At 63.9% G+C, this 19,074-nt stretch carries 14 protein-coding genes and 1 pseudogene; 7 read left to right on the top strand and 8 right to left on the bottom strand.

Going from position 1 to position 19,074, the window contains the following annotated elements; all coding sequences use genetic code 11:
• Nucleotides 1-54: 54 nt before the first annotated feature.
• On the bottom strand, nt 55-927 hold the full coding sequence (locus tag RGUI_RS00755; RefSeq protein ID WP_081531304.1) for an NAD(P)-dependent oxidoreductase: 873 nt from the start codon (nt 925-927) through the stop codon (nt 55-57).
• A 79-nt stretch (nt 928-1,006) separates the two neighbouring features.
• Between RGUI_RS00755 and RGUI_RS00750 the strand changes: the two genes are divergently transcribed.
• Nucleotides 1,007-3,472: a penicillin acylase family protein gene (locus tag RGUI_RS00750; RefSeq protein WP_081531303.1), complete on the top strand. Its 2,466-nt coding sequence runs from the start codon at nt 1,007-1,009 to the stop codon at nt 3,470-3,472.
• Between the two features lie 6 nt (nt 3,473-3,478).
• Here the strand turns inward: RGUI_RS00750 and RGUI_RS00745 are convergent, their stop codons facing one another.
• Nucleotides 3,479-5,023 carry a helicase HerA-like domain-containing protein gene (locus RGUI_RS00745; RefSeq protein ID WP_081531302.1) on the bottom strand — a complete coding sequence of 515 codons (1,545 nt, stop codon included), beginning with the start codon at nt 5,021-5,023 and terminating at the stop codon, nt 3,479-3,481.
• Between the two features lie 409 nt (nt 5,024-5,432).
• Between RGUI_RS00745 and RGUI_RS00740 the strand changes: the two genes are divergently transcribed.
• A complete protein-coding gene (locus RGUI_RS00740) occupies nt 5,433-5,999 on the top strand; it encodes an invasion associated locus B family protein (protein WP_081531301.1) in 567 nt (188 codons plus the stop codon).
• A gap of 83 nt (nt 6,000-6,082) precedes the next feature.
• Here the strand turns inward: RGUI_RS00740 and RGUI_RS00735 are convergent, their stop codons facing one another.
• The 4 genes and pseudogenes from RGUI_RS00735 to RGUI_RS22450 form a co-directional block, all read right to left on the bottom strand.
• Nucleotides 6,083-7,291, bottom strand: coding sequence for a beta-ketoacyl synthase (locus RGUI_RS00735; protein WP_081531300.1), 1,209 nt, complete (start codon nt 7,289-7,291; stop codon nt 6,083-6,085).
• Nucleotides 7,288-7,554, bottom strand: coding sequence for an acyl carrier protein (locus tag RGUI_RS00730; RefSeq protein WP_081531299.1), 267 nt, complete (start codon nt 7,552-7,554; stop codon nt 7,288-7,290). Before RGUI_RS00730 ends, RGUI_RS00735 begins: the two co-directional genes overlap by 4 nt.
• Nucleotides 7,555-7,592: 38 nt before the next feature.
• Complete coding sequence (gene lpxD, locus RGUI_RS00725; RefSeq protein ID WP_081531298.1) at nt 7,593-8,684, bottom strand: UDP-3-O-(3-hydroxymyristoyl)glucosamine N-acyltransferase; 1,092 nt, start codon at nt 8,682-8,684, stop codon at nt 7,593-7,595.
• A gap of 69 nt (nt 8,685-8,753) precedes the next feature.
• Nucleotides 8,754-10,359 (bottom strand): annotated as a pseudogene (locus RGUI_RS22450) (murein L,D-transpeptidase).
• Between the two features lie 321 nt (nt 10,360-10,680).
• Between RGUI_RS22450 and RGUI_RS00715 the strand changes: the two are divergent.
• Complete coding sequence (locus tag RGUI_RS00715; RefSeq protein ID WP_081531297.1) at nt 10,681-11,247, top strand: DUF882 domain-containing protein; 567 nt, start codon at nt 10,681-10,683, stop codon at nt 11,245-11,247.
• 95 nt (nt 11,248-11,342) lie between these two features.
• On the opposite strand, the gene RGUI_RS00710 is transcribed toward RGUI_RS00715, so the two are convergent.
• Nucleotides 11,343-12,056 carry a cytochrome b/b6 domain-containing protein gene (locus RGUI_RS00710; RefSeq protein ID WP_081531296.1) on the bottom strand — a complete coding sequence of 238 codons (714 nt, stop codon included), beginning with the start codon at nt 12,054-12,056 and terminating at the stop codon, nt 11,343-11,345.
• Nucleotides 12,049-13,680, bottom strand: a complete 1,632-nt coding sequence (locus tag RGUI_RS00705; protein ID WP_081531295.1) for a tetrathionate reductase family octaheme c-type cytochrome — start codon at nt 13,678-13,680, stop codon at nt 12,049-12,051. Before RGUI_RS00705 ends, RGUI_RS00710 begins: the two co-directional genes overlap by 8 nt.
• 286 nt (nt 13,681-13,966) lie before the next feature.
• Between RGUI_RS00705 and RGUI_RS00700 the strand changes: the two genes are divergently transcribed.
• The 4 genes from RGUI_RS00700 to RGUI_RS00685 all read left to right on the top strand — a co-directional run bounded on the left by RGUI_RS00700 (nt 13,967) and on the right by RGUI_RS00685 (nt 19,068).
• Nucleotides 13,967-15,184: an NAD-dependent epimerase/dehydratase family protein gene (locus RGUI_RS00700; RefSeq protein WP_081531294.1), complete on the top strand. Its 1,218-nt coding sequence runs from the start codon at nt 13,967-13,969 to the stop codon at nt 15,182-15,184.
• Nucleotides 15,181-16,020 carry a glycosyltransferase gene (locus RGUI_RS00695; protein ID WP_081531293.1) on the top strand — a complete coding sequence of 280 codons (840 nt, stop codon included), beginning with the start codon at nt 15,181-15,183 and terminating at the stop codon, nt 16,018-16,020. Before RGUI_RS00700 ends, RGUI_RS00695 begins: the two co-directional genes overlap by 4 nt.
• Nucleotides 16,017-16,886: an NAD(P)-dependent oxidoreductase gene (locus RGUI_RS00690; RefSeq protein WP_081531292.1), complete on the top strand. Its 870-nt coding sequence runs from the start codon at nt 16,017-16,019 to the stop codon at nt 16,884-16,886. Before RGUI_RS00695 ends, RGUI_RS00690 begins: the two co-directional genes overlap by 4 nt.
• A 106-nt stretch (nt 16,887-16,992) precedes the next feature.
• Entirely contained in the window at nt 16,993-19,068 is a 2,076-nt protein-coding gene (locus RGUI_RS00685) for a methyl-accepting chemotaxis protein (RefSeq protein ID WP_081531291.1), read from the top strand.
• Nucleotides 19,069-19,074: the final 6 nt, after the last annotated feature.

Raw genomic sequence — 19,074 nt, 5'->3', positions numbered from 1 at the left:
CGCTGCCCCCGGACCCGTTGTGGGATCTTAGACCGAACAGGGCGTTGATCGCCCTTATCCCATCGCGCGCAGACGCTTGATCAGACTCGATGTGTCCCAACGACCACCGCCCAGTTTCTGCACATCCTTGTAGAACTGGTCGACAAGGGCGGTGACGGGCAGGCTTGCGCCGTTTTCGTCCGCCGTGGCAAGGCAGATGGCCAGGTCCTTGCGCATCCAGTTTACGGCAAAGCCATGCTCGAACTCATCGTCAAGCATGGTCTTGTAGCGGTTCATCATCTGCCAGCTTCCGGCGGCGCCCCCGCCGATGACCTCAACCACGGCCCGGCCGTCAAGCCCCGCCTTCTCGGCAAAATGCAGACCTTCCGACAGGCCCTGCACCAGCCCGGCGATGCAGATCTGGTTGACCATCTTGGTCAGTTGCCCGGCACCGGTATCGCCCATCCGCTTGCACATCTTGGCATAGGCGTCGATCACCGGCTCTGCCCGGTCATAGGCGGCCTGATCGCCGCCGCACATCACCACAAGCTGCCCGTTCTCGGCCCCGGCCTGACCGCCAGAGACCGGCGCATCGACAAAGGCCACGCCGCGGTCAGCGCCCTCGGCGGCCATCTCGCGCGTCACCATGGCCGAGACGGTCGTATGGTCGACGAACACGGAACCCGGGGCCATGCCGGCAAAGGCGCCCTCATCGCCCGTGCAGACGGCGCGCAGGTCGTCATCGTTGCCCACACAGGCCATCACGAATTCCGCGCCCTCCGCCGCGGCAGCAGGGGTCGACGCCATCGCACCGCCATGCTGCGCGACCCATGCCTCGGCCTTCGACGCGGTGCGGTTATAGACCGTCACGTCATGGCCCTTGGCCGCCAGATAGCCCGCCATCGGATACCCCATGACCCCCAGCCCCAGAAACGCAACCTTTGCCATGGTCCCTCCCCCGCATTGCATGATCCTGAATTACCCGTTACCTAACGATCCTGTCCGGTGCGTCAACAACGGGTCGCGGATGTCCATACTCTTTCGATGGTTGCTCCGGCTTTTCATCGGCACGGCGCTGGTGGTTCTGATCGCGCTGGCCGGGGTGTATTTCCTCGCCTCCCGCTCTCTGCCGGACTTCGATGCAACACACCGCGTGGCCGGCCTTTCGGCGCCGGTCGAGATCGTCCGAGACAACGCCAATGTCCCCCACCTGTTGGGAGAGACCGACGAGGACGTGTTCTTCGCCCTTGGCTTTGTCCATGCCCAGGACCGCCTGTGGCAGATGACCGTGCTGCGGCGCACCGCACAGGGCCGGCTGTCGGAACTGTTCGGGACCCGGACGCTGCGGGTCGATGAATTCCTGCGCCGGCTTGATATCTACGGCCTGTCGCGCAGTTCGGTGAATGCGCTGGAGCCCGAGACGCTTGCGGCGCTGGAGGCCTATGCCCGCGGCGTCAACGCATGGATCGCCACGGTCAACCGCGATGCGCGGGGCCGCGGCGCCCCCGAATTCTTCCTGTTCCCGCCAGAGGTCGCCTATTGGCAACCTGCGGACTCCATCGCGATCATGAAACTGATGTCGCTGCAGATGTCGGACCAGCTGGACATCGAGGTGCTGCGCGCCCGGGTGTCGCTGTTGCTGGACGAGGCCCGCGTGCGCGACCTGCTGCCCGATGCACCGGGCACGGGGCTGATGGACCTGCCCGACTATGCCGAACTTGCACCGGGCGTTCTGCCCGATACCGCGCCCGTGCACCGGCTTGCGGGAACCACGTTCACACCGCTCGCCCAGTTGTCACTGTCGGGGGCATCGAACTCTTGGGCGGCGGCGCCCCGGCGTTCGGCCGCGGGTGGAACGCTTTTGGCAAACGATCCGCATCTGGGGCTGTCGGCCCCGTCGATCTGGTATCTGGCGCGGCTGGAATTGTCGTCGGGCGGGGTCATCGGCGGCACCATTCCGGGTATCCCCGCGATCTTTGCGGGCCGCAGCGCGAAACTCGGTTGGGGGCTGACCGCGTCCTACATGGATGATCAGGACGTGTTTCTAGAGCGGCTGAACCCGGACAACCCGCAGGAATACCTGACGCCCGACGGCTATAAACCTTTCGAGACGCGGCGCAGCATCCTGAAGGTGGCAGGCGAGGACCCGGTCACGATCACCATGCGCTGGACGGAAAACGGGCCCGTCCTTCCGGGCAGTCACTTTGACCTGGCCAGCGTCACACCGCCCGGCCATGTCGCCGCGCTGGGCTGGACCCTGCTGGACGGGGCCGATACCTCGATCCAGTCGATCCTGAAACTGATGCGTGCCGGCAGCGTGTCCGAAGCGATCGAGGCCACGCGCGACCATGTGGCACCGTCGGTCAATGTCATGCTGGCCGACAAGGACACGATCGCCCTGCAGATGGCCGGCACCATGCCCCGGCGTCTGGCCGGGAACCAGAGTCAGGGCCGCCTGCCCGTGCCCGGCTGGAAGACCGAAAACCGCTGGCACGGTGCGCTGAACGCGGCCGCCAACCCCAGCGTCATCGCGCCCGAAAGCGGTATTCTTGGCAACACCAACAACAAGCTGGTGGAGCGCCCCTTTCCGCTCCATGTCAGCTATCACTGGGGCGACACGCAGCGCATTCAGCGTTGGCGCCGGCTGATGGAGTCGCGCGAGGTGCATACCCGCGAAAGCTTCATCGAGGCGCAGCTTGACACGGTGTCGTTCACCGCGCGGGCGCTGTTGCCGCTGATCGGGCGCGATCTTTGGTTCACGGGCGAGCCGGCCGAACGGGGCACGCCGGAACGGCGGCGGCAGCAGGCGCTGGAACTGCTGGCGGAGTGGAACGGCGAGATGAACGAACATCTGCCCGAACCGCTGATCTATGCCGCCTGGATACGGGAGTTGCAGAACGAACTGATCCGCGACGATCTTGGGCCGCTGGCCGACGCGTTCACCCATGTCGAGCCCTTGTTCATCGAACGGGTTTTCAGAAATGTCGACGGCGCGGCGGCGTGGTGCGATATCCGGCAATCCGCCGTGATCGAGACCTGCACCGAGATCTCCCGCCGGTCGCTGGACAAGGCGCTGTTGTGGCTGTCGGAAACCTATGGCCCGTCGCTCAGTTCGCTGCGCTGGGGCGAGGCGCATGAGGCGCGGCACGACCATCCGGTGCTGGGCGAGGTTCCAGTTCTGAAATGGTTCGTCAACATCCGTCAGTCGACATCAGGCGGCGACAATACCTTGAACCGCGGCCTGACCAAGGGAACGGATCCGGCGCCCTTCGCCAATGTCTTCGGTGCCGGATATCGCGGCGTCTATGACTTCGCCGATCCCGACAGTTCCGTCTTCATCATCTCGACCGGGCAATCGGGCCATCCGCTGAGCCGGTACTATGACGATCTGGGGGAACTTTGGCGGCGGGGAGAGTATATCCCCATGACGCTTGACCTAGATCTGGCCCGCGCGGCGGCGGTGGGGGTGACGAAGCTCCTGCCCCAGAAATGAGGGCGGCTATCGCCCCTTGAACAGGCTGCCCAGAACGCCGCGCACCAGCCTTTTGCCGGTCGTGCCCGAAAGCTCCTTGATCAGCGCCTCGCCAAGGGCGGCACCGATGCTGTCGGGTTTGGCCCGGTGGCTGCGGGCGGTGGATCGCCCCACCCGACTGCCAGAGTAGCGCCGCCCGGCGCGATATGCCCGCTCTGACACATCCGCCTGGTCTTCGCGCGCCTCGGACTCCGCGGCCAACAGGGCTGCGGTCTCGGCCCGCCGGGCCAGCATTTCATGGGCGGAGTCCCGATCGATGGCCTGCCCGTATTTGGCGGAAAGATCGGACGCGGCAAGGATTTGTGCCCGTGCTGTATCCTCCAACGGCCCCAGTTGCGAGGACGGCGGCCGGATCAGGGTGCGCGCCGCGATACCCGGAACGCCCTTGTCCTCCAGCAGAGAGGTCACCGCCTCGCCCACACCGACATCGCGGATGGCGTCGGCTGTGTCGAAATCGGGGTTCTCGCGATAGGTCTCCGCCGCCCGCAAAAGCGCCCGGCGGTCCCGCGCGGTGAAGGCGCGCAAGGCATGCTGAACGCGGTTGCCAAGCTGGCCGAGAATGTCGTCGGGCACATCGTCGGGATTCTGGGTGATGAAATACACGCCGACCCCTTTCGACCGGATCAGCCGGGCCACCTGCTCGACCTTGTCGATCAGGGCCTTGGGCGCGTCGTCAAACAAAAGATGCGCTTCGTCGAAAAAGAAGACCAGCTTCGGTTTGTCCGGATCGCCGACTTCTGGCAATTCTTCGAACAACTCTGACAGCAGCCACAACAGGAAGGTCGCGTAAAGCCGCGGCGATCCCATCAGCGCGTCGGCGGCCAAGATGTTGATCTGCCCGAGCCCGTCCGGGGCCAGCCGCATGAGGTCCGACAACTCCAGCGCGGGTTCGCCGAAAAGCCCGCTGCCGCCCTGGTTTTCCAGAACCAGCAACCGGCGCTGGATTGCCCCGATCGATGCCGGAGAGACATTGCCGTATCGCAGCGAGAGCGACGCCCGGTTCTGCCCGACCCAGGCCAGCATCGCGCGCAGATCCGCAAGATCGAGCAGCGGCAACCCCTCTTCATCGGCCAGACGGAAGGCGATGTTCAGCACGCCCTCCTGCACGTCGTTCAGGTCCAGAAGCCGCGACAGCAAAAGCGGCCCCATCTCTGCAACGGTTGTGCGCACGGGGTGACCCTTGACCCCGAACAAGTCCCAGAAGGTGACGGGGAACGCCGCATAGCGATAGTCGGTCAACCCGATCCGGGCCGCGCGCGCCTGAAACGCGTCATGCAATTTGAAATCGGCGCGGCCAGCCGCCGCCAGACCCGAAAGATCGCCCTTCACGTCCGACAGAAACACCGGAACACCCGCGGCCGAAAACCCCTCTGCCAGGATCTGGAGCGTGACCGTCTTGCCCGTCCCCGTGGCGCCCGCGATCAGACCGTGACGATTGGCATAATCGAGCCGAAGCTCTTGCGGAACCGAATACTCCGGACCCGCCCCACCGACAAACAGACCTTTCGGCATTTCACATTCCCTGAGACAATTTCATTTTTGACAACACAATTTTAACGATTACATGTCAATTTCAAGTCATCCCGTTGACCGTGTTTCTTGCACGGGCGGGTCTTCCTCCCTGATGGACTTGGCCGCATCCTCGTGATGCGGCCCTTTTTCTTGCCGACGGCCCGGCCCGTGCGCCGTCTTATCCCATTGACTGTTGACGACTTCCTGGAAACGGCCTAGCGTCCCCACTACGAATAAGTCGGCCGGTCCGACAGGGAGAAAGACACGGAAAAGGGCTGCGCTGCAGCCCTTTTTTCATGGGCGCAATCATACGCGCGTGAACAGGACGCAGCGCCCGGTTTTTTGTCTGACACAGGCGGACACCCATGCTAAGGCACGGGAAAAGAAACCGAGGAAAGGCAGGCAATCGATGCGTGATCTTCTCATCCCGCTCGGCTTGGCGGCGCTGCTTGCGCTGGGTGGCCCGGCGCTGGCACAGGAAACCGATGCGGCCCCGGCCGAGGACCAGCAGCCCAAAGCTGAAGCCTACATCAAGGACACCTTTCAGAAGTGGCAGGTCTTCTGCGTGAAATTCCCCGAGGGGCGCGAAGACTGCAACATGCGGCAGGTCATCGTCGACGACAATGGCGGCCCGGTCAGTTCCGCTGAACTGATCCCGCTTCCCGCCGATGCGCCCAGTGCGGCACTGGTGGAAATCGGCACGCCGCTGAACACGCTGTTGAGCGAGGACCTGCGGCTGGCCATCGACACCGCAGACCCCAAACGCTACCGCTTCAACTTTTGCACGACGCGCGGCTGCTTTGCGCGCTTCCCGCTGGAAGCGAGCGAAATCCGGGCCATGAAAGCAGGCCGGGAAGCCAAGATTTCCATCGTGATACTGACCGGCGAAAACAAGGTATCCCAGGTGACCATCCCGCTTTCGCTGTCGGGCTTCACCGCGGCCTATGACCTGGTCAGTGAATTGCAGGCGCGCTGACGCCCCGTTTCACAACCGTTTCGAACGCCGCCCCGACGGGCGGCGTTTTTCGTTTTCGGCAATGATGTCGGATGGATCGCGGATCAGACCTTGCGGAGCGCAAGGACCGCGTTGAGGCCGCCGAAAGCGAAGGCGTTGGAAAGCACCACGGACACATCGGCCTGCCGCGCCTCGTTCGGGACGACGTCAAGCGTGCATTCCGGGTCCGGTTCCTCGTACCCGATGGTCGGCGCGATGACACCATCCCGCAACGCCATCACGCAGGCCAGAAGCTCCACCGCCCCGGTGCCGCCGATCAGATGCCCGTGCATCGACTTGGTCGAGGAGATCATCAGGTCGTCCGCGTGCGGGCCGAAGACATCGGCCACTGCCGCGCATTCGGTCTTGTCATTGGCGGCGGTCCCGGTTCCGTGGGCGTTGATGTAGTCCACATCGGCCGGACCAAGCCCCGCATCGCGCAAGGCGCCGGAAATTGCCCGCGCCGCCCCCTGCCGGGACGGCATGACGATGTCGGACGCATCCGCCGTCATCGCAAAGCCCACGACCTCTGCCAGAATCTCCGCGCCCCGCGCGCGGGCGTGTTCATATTCCTCGAACACGAAGATCGCGGCCCCTTCGCCCTGCACCATGCCGTTGCGATTGGCCGAGAACGGGCGGCAGGCGTCGCGCGACATCACGCGCAACCCTTCCCATGCCTTGATCCCGCCGAAGCACAGCATCGATTCCGATCCGCCGGTGACCATGACCCGCGTGGCCCCCGAGCGGATCAACTGGAACGCCTGCCCCATCGCGTGGTTCGACGACGCACAGGCAGTGGCCACCGTGAAGCTCGGCCCCTTGAGGTTGTAGGTCATCGACACATGGCTGGCCGCGGCGTTGTTCATCAGCTTCGGCACGACGAAGGGATGAACGCGGTTCTTCCCGTCCTCGTAGACGGTGCGGTAATTCTCATCCAGCGTGTTCATGCCGCCGCCCGAGGTACCAAGGACAACGCCTGCCTCCTGGCTGATCTCGCCGCAGAATTCCAGACCGGCCTGGGCAATCGCCTCTCGGGCGGCCATCAGCGTGAACTGGGTGAAGCGGTCGTAAAGCGCGATCTGCTGGCGGTTGAAATGGGCCTCGGGCTCATAGCCGCGGACCTGCCCGCCGATCTTGATCGACAGGCGGTCGATATCGCGGATGTCCAGCGGCCCGATGCCACAACGCCCTTCCCGGAACGCATCCAGCGTTTCGGACACGGAATGGCCAAGGGCATTGATCGTGCCCTGCCCGGTGATGACGACACGCTTCATGCGGTCTGTTCGGACACCAGACCCTCGACCGCCTTCACGATGGCCGCGACCGAGGAGATGTCGAAATCGCTTTCGGAGGGGTCGTTCGCGTTGAAGGGCACCTGGATGTCAAAGGCTTCCTCGATGGCGAAGATCGATTCCACGAGGCCAAGGCTGTCGATGCCCAGATCGTCGAGGGTGTTGTCCATCTTGACGTCCGACGGCTCCAGCACGGCCTGTTCGGCGATGATTTCGATGACCTTGTCCTTGACGCTGTCAGACATGGGGAGGGCCTCTTTGCCTTGTTCTTTCTGGCGGGGGTTTAGTCGCTATCGGGATCCTTTGAAACCGCTTTTTGCAGCGCGGCAACTTGGGCGAAAAGCCGCGGAAGCCGGCGCAGTCCTTTGTAGGCTTCCACATGGGCCTCCATCTTCATCGCGGGATAGCCCAGCAGAACCCGGCCCTTGGGTGCGTTGGTAAAGATCTTGCTGGCCCCGCCGGCGATCACGTCGTCGCCCACGAAGATGTTGTCGTTCACCCCGCATTGCCCGGCCATCACCACCCGGTCACCGATCCGGGCCGATCCGGCGATGCCGACCTGTCCGCACAGCAGACAGTCGCGCCCGATGGACACGTTGTGGCCCACATGTACAAGGTTATCGAGCTTCGTGCCCGATCCGATGGCCGTGTCGCGGATGGTGCCCCGGTCGATACAGGTATTGGCACCGATCTCGACATCGTCGCCGATGGTCACGGCGCCCAGCGAATGGATGCGCGTCCAGCTTTGCTTGGCCGCATCGCCCGCATCGCCCAGCGTATCGCGCACATTTTCCACCGCGGATTTCTCTGGCGTGACAAAGGAAAAGCCGTCCGAACCGATCACCGCGCCGGGCTGGGCGATGAAGCGGTCGCCGATGGTGACCCGCGCCCCGATCTTGACCCCGTGCAGCAGCAGCGCGTCTTTGCCGATGCGCGCGTCCTCGGCCACGACCACATGTGCAGCGATCCGGGCATTGGCACCGACCACCGCCCGCGGACCGATCATCACGAAGGGGCCGATCCGGGCGCCATCCCCGATCTGTGCCGTGGGGTCGATCACGGCCGAGGGATGCACGCCCGCGGCGATCTCGGGCCCCGGATCCATCAGCGTTGTCAGACCGGACATGGCATAGCGGGGTCGCGGCACGAAAATCGCGGCGCTCAGCCCCAGCGCCCGCCAGTCGGCCCCGGCCCACAGAATCGCCGCGTGGGCATTGCCCGCGGCCAGCCCGTCACCGTATTTGGGGTCCATTGCCAGGGCGAGGTCGTCTGGCCCTGCCTCGGCCGGTTCGGCCGCCCGCAGGATCGTGAGATCGGGGTCGCCTGCAACCTCTGCCCCAAGCGCGTTGGCAATCTGGCCTACTGTAAACGACATTCCTGCCCCCTGTCCGATCCGGTCACCGGCCCGGCCTTTGCCGCGCGCACTGCCCCGGTCGGGTCGGGTCTAGCTGCGAATATCGGGCAGTTCCACCCCGGCCGCCGACAGCGCGTCGAAAATAGCGGCATCGCGGCCGTAGACGTCGCGCCGATACTGCATCCGCCCATCCGGCCCGCTGACCGCCGTGCGATAGATGATGTGCACCGGAAGCGGCTTTTCAAGAAGCACCTTGGTTTCCCGTCCGCTGTTCAGCCGTTGCCGGAAAAACCCGCGGGGGTCGTCGGTCTGTTCGGACAGAAGCGCATAGGCGAAATCGAATGGATCGCCCAGGCGAATACAGCCATGACTGAACGCCCGCACCTCTCGGTTGAACAGCGATTTCGACGGCGTGTCATGCAGATAGATGTTGTAGGGGTTGGGGAACATGAACTTCACCAGCCCCAGCGCGTTGCGGGTCGAGGGCGGCTGCTTCATGTCGAACGGGAAGTTGCGCGCGTTGTATTCGCTGAAATCAACCGCACCGCGACTGACCACACGGCCCGCGCGTCGATCAACTGGATATGGCGGGCGGCCTCCGGGTTGGCCTGCATCTGCGGCAGGTATTCCTTGACCACGATAGAGCGCGGCACATGCCAGCTTGGGTTGATGATCATGTGCTCCATCACGTCGGAGAATTCCGGCGTCCGGTGATCGGGCCGCTTTTTCCCCACGACAGAGCGGGTTTCGAAAACGACCTGCCCATCTTCGATGATGCGGGCATGGAAATCGGTGATGTTCACCAGAACATGCCGTCCGCCGCGGTCGTCGCCCAGCCAGCGTTCACGTTCCATCGCGACGAGAACCTGCTTCAGCCGGTCTTCGGCAGACACGTTGATTTCGTCCAGCGTGCCGGGCCCGGCCACGCCGTCGGGCGTCAGGCCATGTTCGTACTGAAAGCTTTGAACCGCAGCCTGAAGCGCATCGTCATAGCCGGCCGATGCGGTTCGGCCCAGATATCCCATTCCGATCAGCCGGTTGCGCAGGGCAAGAACCCCGGCCCCGGACGACCCGGCGAGAGTTTGCCAGAGCGGACCTCTGGCCCCCAGCCGCCGGATGCGATCACGGTTTCAAGCCGCAGCTTCTCTCTCAGCAGGCGGGCATATTCGGGGGTTTCGGGCGCAAGGGTCCGGAAGAACCCGGCCGCCGAGGGTGCCGTTTCGAACGCCGTCAAAAGTTGCGTCGCAGACGGCCGCGTAACCTGGCGCTTGATACCGGGCACCACCTCTCCGGGGACCAGGATGCCACTTTGCAGATCGCGCGCGTAGGACACGAACATGCGCGCCGCCGCGACCTCTGCCCGGCCGGCATCGCGTTGGGTCCGCGCGTCGCGGAACAGTGCGATCAGATCGTCGGGGTCATAGCGCGATGCAGGCAGCCCATGTTTCGGCGCCTGCGCCAGCGCGCGCAGAAGTGCGGTTCGCCGCGATGCGCTCTCCGCCGCTGTCCAGAAAGGTGCAAAGTCGCGCGCCCGGTAGAAGGCCGCGATCCCCGTATCGGATGCCGCCGCTTCGGCGATGGCCTGCCGAAACCCGGCATTGGCGATTTCTTCCGCCACGGACGGGGCGGCGAAAGACGAAATGCTCACCAGCAAGGCCATGGCCAAGCCAGACCTGCGAAGTCGGCAAAGACGCATAAACTGTTTCCTCATGGGTACTTAGTCGCGCAACAAAGTTAAGCATCCGGTAATGGCGCTGGCCTGTCCACTCACAAACCCCGGAGAATTTCCGACGCGCGGCAGAGTGTTGCAAAACGTCCTCGCCCGGTGAAAAGCCATGAAGTTCCCGCCAGATAGGCAAAATCCCGCCAGTTTCGGGGTTTCGGGCGCACCTGCTTCGAATCGCTTCTTGGCGCATCACGGTGAATATGGCATGAAAAATCACGTTCGGCGCGCCGCCGGGCGGAAAAAACGCTGCGAAATCGCGGCATTGCTATGCATGGGGCAGGCAGAGAGCTCATGAAAATCACCGGTACCGGTATTTCTCGTCGTGGCGTATTGGCAGCCTTTGCCGCCAGCACCGTCGCGGCAGCACCCACCTTCGCGAATGCCTTTGGCGTCTTGCGGGGCGCCGGTGACGTCCGACGGATACGCATGTATTCGGGGCGGACCGGCGAAAGCATCGACACGATCTACTGGATCGAGGGCGAGTACATCAAGGAAGCGGTGAAGGAGATCAACGCTTTCATGCGCGATTGGCGTACCGATTCGGTGGTCTCGATGGATGTCCGCAACATCGACATCCTGGCCGCAGCACACAGCCTGATGGACGTAAACGAACCCTATATGCTTCTGTCTGGCTATCGCTCGCCGCAGACGAACGCGATGCTGCGCTCCCGCTCTCGCGGCGTGGCCAAGAATTCGCTGCATATGAAAGGCCAAGCGGCCGATGTCCGTCTGAAAAGCCGCACGGTCAGCCAGATCGCCGGCGCGGCCGGGGCCTGCAACGCAGGCGGCGTCGGGCGCTACTCCCGCTCCAACTTCGTGCATATGGATTGCGGGGCGGTTCGCAGCTGGGGCCGCTGACCTGACAGATTTCACTCACGGAAAGAGAAAGGCGCCCGGTTTCGGGCGCCTTTTCCATTAGCAGAGCGTGGTGGACCGGCCGCGGGGCTGGCTGGTCAGTCGACCAGCCGCCATGTTTCGTGCCGTTCCAGATAGGCCTCTTGCTCGGGCGTCAGGGCCACCTTTTCCGTCCCGCGGATCATCGGGCGCACCCCCTGGAAGAAGGAGTGCCCGATGGTCAGAAGATAGATGTGCAGGATGACAAAGCCCGCCACGAACCACGCCACCGCAAGATGCAGGTTGGCCACGACCTCCAGCCAGAACGGCGCGTTGGGCAGCGTCTCCCAGAAATTATAGGTCAGGTAGATGATGCCCGTCCCCCAGACCAGCGGGAAGACCACGGTCTTCAGCACCGAATAGGCCAGCGCCTGAAGCGGGTTGAGCCGCTGGGCAAGGCTTTTCTGATAGGGATGGTGTTCGCCCTTAAAGACCCCGTAGGCGTAATAGCGTGCCACCTGAAACAGGCCAAAGATACGCGGAAGGAACACCTTGTAGTTGCCCGTGGTGAACAGCCAGAAGGTCGCGAACACCCACAGAAGCAGCAGTGCCAGTGCCACCAGCGTGTGGATCTTCACCGCCATCTCAAAGCTGATCAGGTTGTGGAACCCGTTCATGGCGAGGCCCGTGAACATCAGCGCCATGATCGAGCCCGCTTGCGACCAGTGCCAGAGCCGCTCGAACTTGGGGTAGATCATCACCTCGCGTTCATTGCAGTCCGGGCACGGCGTGAGGCCCCGGTTCGGATCGGGTGCAGGACTTGCGTCAATCATGGGAACCTCCGTTGGTGCGGGTGAACAGGCGGATCAGCGTGTGCAGGGCGACGCCCGCGAACATCGCGAAGAAGACGAGCATGCCGAGGATCGCGCCGACGCTCTTGGGTTGCGACCCGGGCATGTAGAAGCCCGCCAGATTGGCCAGACGGCCGCCGTCCGCATGGCATTCCTGACACTCCAGCGCCTTGTCGGCGGGTGCCACCATGTGGGTGATCGGCCAGTACATATAGGTGTCAACAAAGCCGTATTCGCCGGAATACTCCTTGCCCGCGGCCTTCATCCCCGCCTCGATCGCCTTGTCCCACTTGAAGTTGGTCCAGAAGGCGGTGTCGGTCGTCGGCCCCCAGACGTTGGAATAGACAAGGTGGTTCAGACCCGCATCATAGGCCTGCCGCCCTTCCATCCGCTTGAACGGCCAGATGCGCGAGCGACCGTCCTCGGACGATCCGGCGATCTTGTTCATCTCGACCACCTTGCTGGGGTCGATGGTTTCGTCGTCCGCGGTGTAGGTTACCTGCCCGTTGAACCACGAATAGTAGGGAACGACATCCTCGCCGTATTCGAAATCGCCCTTGGTGGCGAGATAGGTGTGCAGTTCCTTGCCGTTGCCCTGGGTGTATTCGTTCAGGTGCAACGGATGGCCGTGTTCGTCCATCTTGCCGGCGGTGGACCAGTCCCAGCGGGTTTTCGTCGCCACGCCGCCGCGGGCGAATTCGGGGATGTGGCAGGTCTGGCAGGCCACACGGTCCGTGTGGTCGTTCAGCTTGATGCCGGTCACCGTCAGAGCGTCATGCGGCGCGTTGCCGTGGCAGCTTTCGCAGGTGGCCACGTCGTTGCGCATCATGCCGGGCTTTCCGGTGCCCTCGGGGTCGGTCGCATGCACATCATAGCGCGACCCGGCAAAGACGTGCTTGTCGCTGTGATGGCAGGTTTCGCAGGTGAAGTTCAGGCCGTCCTCGGCCATGTGAACGTCGACATCCTTGGTGGGGTGATACAGCGCCGAGGACAGGTCGCCGTGCTTCACGTTGTCGCCGCCGCCACCATAGAAATGGCAGGTGCCGCAGTTCTGGCGGGTGGGTTCACCCACGCTTTGCGCGGCCTTCTTCAGGTCAACGACCCACGCATCGGCCCCGGTCACCGACTTGCCCTTGGTGGACATCATCGGATGGCCGGCCCCGGTGGCAAGCTTGCCGTACTGGCCAGAGGTATCATGGCAGACAAGGCAGTCGACCGCGGCATCTTCCTGCGGCGGCGGGCTGCTCATGTCATCCCAGCCATAGCCGACATGGCACGAGGTACAGCGCGCCTCGTTCGAGGCCACGTTACCGCAGAACGAGTTCAGCACATGGCTTTTGCCAAGGATCTGCCCGGTGGTGGGATTCTCGAATTCCCATTTCCAGTGGACCGAGTGCTTGACCTGCGTCGCGGCCTCGGTGTGGCAGGACAGGCACGCCTCGGTCACTTCCGGACCGCTGGCGAACTCTTTCTGCAACTCCTTGAACTTGGAATGATCCGCGGTGCTTTCCGATATCTGCGGCGCCTCTTGCGCCGCCATCGGTTCCGCGCCCGTCAACCCGGCCACGGCCAGTAGCAATGCCGTGCCAAGACCCCATATGCGCATGTCTGTCCCTCCCGTCGCGCGCCGATGCGCGACTCTCGTATTCAAATGTATACATACGATATATAATTACTCTGTAAAACAACTTTTTTTGGAACCGTTCCAAGGCGGGGCACTCGGTCGCAGGAGGACCATAGACTAGAGAAACGCTCGCCTTTTCGGCGTATCCTTGCCGGGCGCGGAACCTGACACAAAAGTTTCAAATGACATTTACATCCGGCTTCCGCTAACCGACACGCCATCGGCGCGACCGGATGCGCCAGACCCATGAATCCGAAAGGAGATGTCGATGAAAATTGCAGTTCTCGGGGGCGACGGCTTCTGTGGCTGGCCCACCTCGCTTCATTTGTCCAACGAGGGCCACGAGGTCCACATCATCGACAATCTCAGCCGCCGCTGGATCGACACAGAGCTGGGCGTGCAGTCGCTGACGCCGATGGACTCGATCCAGGAACGCTGCCGGATCTGGAAACAGGTCTCGGGCGAGAAGATCCACTTCCACCTGATCGACCTGGCCAAGGAATACTATCGCCTGCGCGACTGGCTGGCCGAGGAAAAGCCCGACGCCATCGTGCATTTCGCCGAACAGCGCGCCGCGCCCTATTCGATGATCACCGAACGGCACAAGATCTACACCGTCGACAACAACATCAACGCCACGCACAACCTGCTGGTCGCGCTGGTGGAAACCGGCATTGACGCGCATCTGCTGCATCTGGGCACGACGGGCGTCTACGGCTACTCGACGGTCGGCGCCCCGATCCCCGAAGGTTATCTGGACGTGCAGATCGACACGCCCAACGGCCCCAAGGGGATGGAGATCCTGTATCCGACCAAGCCCGGCTCGGTCTATCACATGACCAAGTCGCTGGATCAGATCATGTTCCAGTTCTACGCCCAGAACGACGGGCTGCGGATCACCGACCTGCATCAGGGCATCGTCTGGGGCACCAATACCGACCAGACCAAGCGCCATGAACAACTGATCAACCGCTTCGACTATGACGGCGACTATGGCACCGTTCTGAACCGGTTCCTTGCGCAGGCGGCCATCGGCTATCCGCTGACCGTGCACGGCACCGGCGGGCAGACCCGCGCCTTCATCCACATTCAGGACACCGTGCGCTGCGTGGCACTTGCGGTGCAGGACCCGCCCGCCGCCGGCGACCGGGTGAAGATCTTCAACCAGATGACCGAGACGCACCGCGTGCGCGACCTCGCCGAACTGGTGGCCAAGATGACCGGGGCCGAGATCGCCTATCTGCCGAACCCGCGGAAAGAAGCCGCGGAAAACGAGTTGATCGTCAAGAACGACCACTTCCTTGATCTGGGTCTGAACCCGATCACCCTGCAGGAAGGCCTGCTTGAAGAGGTCGTCGAGATCGCCAAGAAATACGCCCACCGCATCGACCGCTCCCGCGTTCCGGCGCATTCCGCCTGGACCAAGGAAATCGCGCCGCTGGTCGAACATGACCCCGAGGGCAAACGGCTCAAGTCGGTGTCGTGAGCACAGGACTGACCCCATCAGGGCCTCCGGGTGTACCGGAGGCCTACGTTACCCTGGTCACCAACGCGGATTTCGCGTTGGGGGCCAAGGCGCTGTTGCGGTCGCTGCGTTTGACCGAAACGGCGGCTGATCTGTGCGTCCTGCATACCGGCGGCGTCCCGGGCGAGGCGCTTGCCCCGCTGGCCGATCTGGGGGCGCGTCTGGTCGAAACCGATCTTCTGCCAACGTCAGACGCGTTCAATCAGGCGCATGCGCGCGACCGGCTGCACGGCCTTGCCCCGTTCACCAAGGGCGAGAAACCGGCCTTTCACACCCCGCTCGACAACTTCTGCAAGCTGCGCCTTTGGCAGTTGGACTATGACCGGGTCGTGTTCCTCGACGCCGATACGCTGGTTCTGCAGAACATCGACCGGCTGTTCGCCTATCCCGAATTCTGCGCCGCGCCGAATGTCTATGAAGGGCTCGCCGATTTCCACCGGATGAATTCCGGTGTCTTCACCGCGCGCCCCAACCGCGGCACGTTCGACGCGATGCTGGAACGGCTTGACGCCCCGGGCGCGTTCTGGCGGCGGACGGACCAGACCTTCTTGCAGGACTTTTTCCCCGACTGGCACGGGCTGCCGGTGTTCTACAACATGCTGCAATATGCCTGGTTCAACATGCCGGATCTGTGGTCGTGGTCCGACATCCGGGTCCTGCATTTCCAGTATGAGAAACCGTGGCAGGATCACGCCAAGGCCGACCGGCTGCGGCCGCTGATCGACCTGTGGCGTGCCTATGAAAGTGGCGAGGGCATCCCCGACCTTGCCGCCCTGCCCCAGCCCGCCGCCGCATGAGCCTTGCCATCACCGGTGCAACCGGCCTTGTCGGCCGGTTCTTCGTGGAAGAGGCGCTGTCGCGGGGGGAGGATGTCACGGTTCTTGGCCGGACACCGCCCGCGCCCGGCTTCTTCTCCGCCCCCGTCGCCCACCGCCCCTATGCGCTTGGCGACCGGCCCGATCTTTCCGGCCATGACGCGGTGATCCACTGTGCCTTTGCCCATTTGCCGGGGCGCTATCGCGGCGGAGAGGGCGATGACCCCGCGGGGTTCACGCGCGCCAATCTGGACGGCTCGCTCGCGCTGTTCGAGGCCGCCAAGGCAGCGGGCGTTACGCATCTGCTGTTTCTGTCCAGCCGCGCCGTCTATGGCACCTATCCCCCCGGCACGCCGATGTCCGAAGAGATGGAACCGCGGCCCGACACGCTGTACGGGCAGGTCAAATGGCAAGCAGAGCAGGCGCTGGCCGCCCTCGCCACCACGGATTTCGTGACCGCCAGCCTGCGCGCCACGGGCGTCTATGGTCCGCCGGGACCGGGCCAAAGGCACAAATGGGCCGACCTCTTCGACGATTTCCGGGCCGGCCGGCCCGTTGAGCCACGTCGCGCGACCGAGGTGCACGGGGCCGATCTGGCCGATGCCGCGCGGTTGATCCGCAGCGCCCGGCCCGACTGTGTGACCGGGCAGGTGTTCAACCTGTCCGATATCCTGCTCGACCGCCACGACCTGCTGACGCTGCTGGCCCGGGCCGAGGGGCTGCCGACACCGCCACCGCCCCGAAGCAATGCCCCTGTCAGCGCGATGCGCACCGACCGGATGCGCGCCCTCGGCTGGCAGCCCGGCGGCATGGACGCCCTGCGCGCCAGTCTGCCCGCCCTGCGCTGACCCCCGCCATTTACAGAAAAGCGGAACGATTTCCCGTTTTTCCATAAGAATCCCGTAACGACATGGACCGATCATCCGCCGAAAAGCCTTTGACCGGAGACAGCCCATGTCTATCCGCACGAAAATCGTTCTTGCAATCGCTGGCGGCGTGCTGGTGTCCGCGCTTCTTGTCCTGACGCCGATGCTGATCGGGATGCAGAACCTGATCGACCGGGGCACGCAAAAGGAACTTCAGGATTTCAACCTGCGCTTCGAGACCGCGCTCAAGGATCGCATTCACAGCGCGGTCACCATGGCCGCGCTGATCGCCTCTGAACCGGATGTGCAGGAGGCGACGGCCACCGGCAACCGCGACCGGCTGGCAGAGCTGTTCGTGCCGGGCTTTGCCAACATGAAAGCGACCTACGGGATCGCGCAGTTCCAGTTTCACGAACCCAACGCGCATTCGCTGTTCCGGGTGCACAAGCCGTCCAAGTTCGGGGATGACCTGTCCGGCTTTCGCCACACCGTCGTTCAGGCCAACCGCGAAAAGAAGCCGCTGGCCGGGCTGGAACGCGGGCGGGCGGGGCTGGGCATCCGGGGCCTCAGCCCGATTGCCTATGACGGCACCCATGTCGGTACCGTTGAAATCGGCCTGAAGGTCGACGAGGCGTTTTTCAAGACGCTTGTCGGCGATACCGACACGCGGATCGAGTTCTACGTCCTGCCCGACCGGGCGATCACCGGCTTCAGCGAAGATGACGCCGAGGTTCAACGCGCGGTCGCCAATATCGAGGCCGAACCGCTGCTGACCAGCCGCGAAGCGATGGCGGCAGCCGATGCCGGGTTGTCCCCTTACGAACGCAAGATCGGCGATGTCAGCATGGCCGCCGCGGCGTTCCCGATCACCGATTTCTCGGGGCAGATCACGGGGCTTTTGCACGTCATGGTGCCCAAGACGGCCTACCTGGCCATTGCCGGGCAGATGCGCATGATGGCGCTGGGCGCGGGTCTGGTTGCGCTTGTGGTGGGGTTGGGCCTTGCCTTCTTCTTCGGGTCGCAGATCACCAGCGCGCTGATGGACCTTGTCGACAAGATGAAACTGCTGACCGACGGCAACCTTGATGTGCGGTTCTCGCGCAAGCTGCGCGGAAAGGGCGAGTTGGGCGATTTGCAGAACGGCATGGTCATGTTCCGCGACAGCCTGGCCGAGGCCAAGCGCATGAGGGAACAGGCCGAGGCCCAGCACGAGCGGCAGGAGCATGTGGTCGAGATACTGGCCTCCGGCCTGCGCCGGCTGTCCGCGGGCGATCTGGCAGGACATATCGACGAGGATCTGGGCGAGGGCTATAACGGTCTGCGCGACGACTATAACGAAACGGTCCGCAGCCTGTCGCAACTGATCACCGACATCACCGAGGCGGCCGCCACCATCGCCGTCAATGTCGGCGGCATCAACGGCGCGGCCCATGACCTGTCTCGGCGCACCGAGAACGCGGCGGCCACGCTGGAGGAAACCGCCGCGGCGCTGCAGGATCTCACCTCTTCCGTCTCGACAACGGCCGAGGGCGCGCGGGAGGCCGACCGGATCGGCAAGGACGCGATCGCCCGCGCGAAATCCGGCACCGACATCGTCCGGGAAACCGTGCGGGCGATGAACGATATCGACGACTCCGCCGAACAGATTTCCCGCATCATTCATGTGATCGACGACATCGCGTTCCAGACCAACCTTTTGGCGCTTAACGCAGGGGTGGAGGCCGCGCGCGCCGGTGGTGCAGGCAGCGGTTTCGGCGTTGTCGCCTCGGAAGTGCGGGCACTGGCCCAACGCACGGCAGAGGCCGCGCGGGAAATCGGAAGCCTGATTTCGGCCTCGGGCGACAAGGTCAAGCAGGGCGTGGGCCTTGTCGGGCGAACCGGCGATGCGCTTGACGGTATCCTGACCGCGGTCGAGGAAGCCACGTCTCAGGTCAGCCGGATCGCGGTTCTTGCCGGGGAACAGTCGGTGGGGCTCGATGAGATCAACACCGCCGTCGGCCAACTGGATCAGGTCACGCAGCAAAACGCCGCAATGTTCGCGGAAACCACCACCGCCAGCGACACGCTGGCCAGCGAGGGCCAGACCCTGCAAGAGCTTGTGCGGCACTTCCACACCTCCGGCCCGACAGGCGCTGGCGCCTATCGGGGCACCGCCGCAGCCTGACAGGAC

This window comes from Rhodovulum sp. P5 (genome assembly GCF_002079305.1).
Classification (GTDB): Bacteria; Pseudomonadota; Alphaproteobacteria; order Rhodobacterales; family Rhodobacteraceae; genus Rhodovulum.
This window is presented reverse-complemented; position numbering and strand designations above follow the sequence as displayed.

Coding starts and splice junctions, on each gene's coding strand:
- RGUI_RS00715 (WP_081531297.1), top strand. CDS start 10,681: ATGAAAATCACCGGTACCGGTATTTCTCGTCGTGGCGTATTGGCAGCC.
- RGUI_RS00735 (WP_081531300.1), bottom strand. CDS start 7,291: ATGAAGCGTGTCGTCATCACCGGGCAGGGCACGATCAATGCCCTTGGC.
- RGUI_RS00750 (WP_081531303.1), top strand. CDS start 1,007: ATGTCCATACTCTTTCGATGGTTGCTCCGGCTTTTCATCGGCACGGCG.
- RGUI_RS00710 (WP_081531296.1), bottom strand. CDS start 12,056: ATGATTGACGCAAGTCCTGCACCCGATCCGAACCGGGGCCTCACGCCG.
- lpxD (WP_081531298.1), bottom strand. CDS start 8,684: ATGTCGTTTACAGTAGGCCAGATTGCCAACGCGCTTGGGGCAGAGGTT.
- RGUI_RS00700 (WP_081531294.1), top strand. CDS start 13,967: ATGAAAATTGCAGTTCTCGGGGGCGACGGCTTCTGTGGCTGGCCCACC.
- RGUI_RS00730 (WP_081531299.1), bottom strand. CDS start 7,554: ATGTCTGACAGCGTCAAGGACAAGGTCATCGAAATCATCGCCGAACAG.
- RGUI_RS00685 (WP_081531291.1), top strand. CDS start 16,993: ATGTCTATCCGCACGAAAATCGTTCTTGCAATCGCTGGCGGCGTGCTG.
- RGUI_RS00690 (WP_081531292.1), top strand. CDS start 16,017: ATGAGCCTTGCCATCACCGGTGCAACCGGCCTTGTCGGCCGGTTCTTC.
- RGUI_RS00755 (WP_081531304.1), bottom strand. CDS start 927: ATGGCAAAGGTTGCGTTTCTGGGGCTGGGGGTCATGGGGTATCCGATG.
- RGUI_RS00745 (WP_081531302.1), bottom strand. CDS start 5,023: ATGCCGAAAGGTCTGTTTGTCGGTGGGGCGGGTCCGGAGTATTCGGTT.
- RGUI_RS00705 (WP_081531295.1), bottom strand. CDS start 13,680: ATGCGCATATGGGGTCTTGGCACGGCATTGCTACTGGCCGTGGCCGGG.
- RGUI_RS00740 (WP_081531301.1), top strand. CDS start 5,433: ATGCGTGATCTTCTCATCCCGCTCGGCTTGGCGGCGCTGCTTGCGCTG.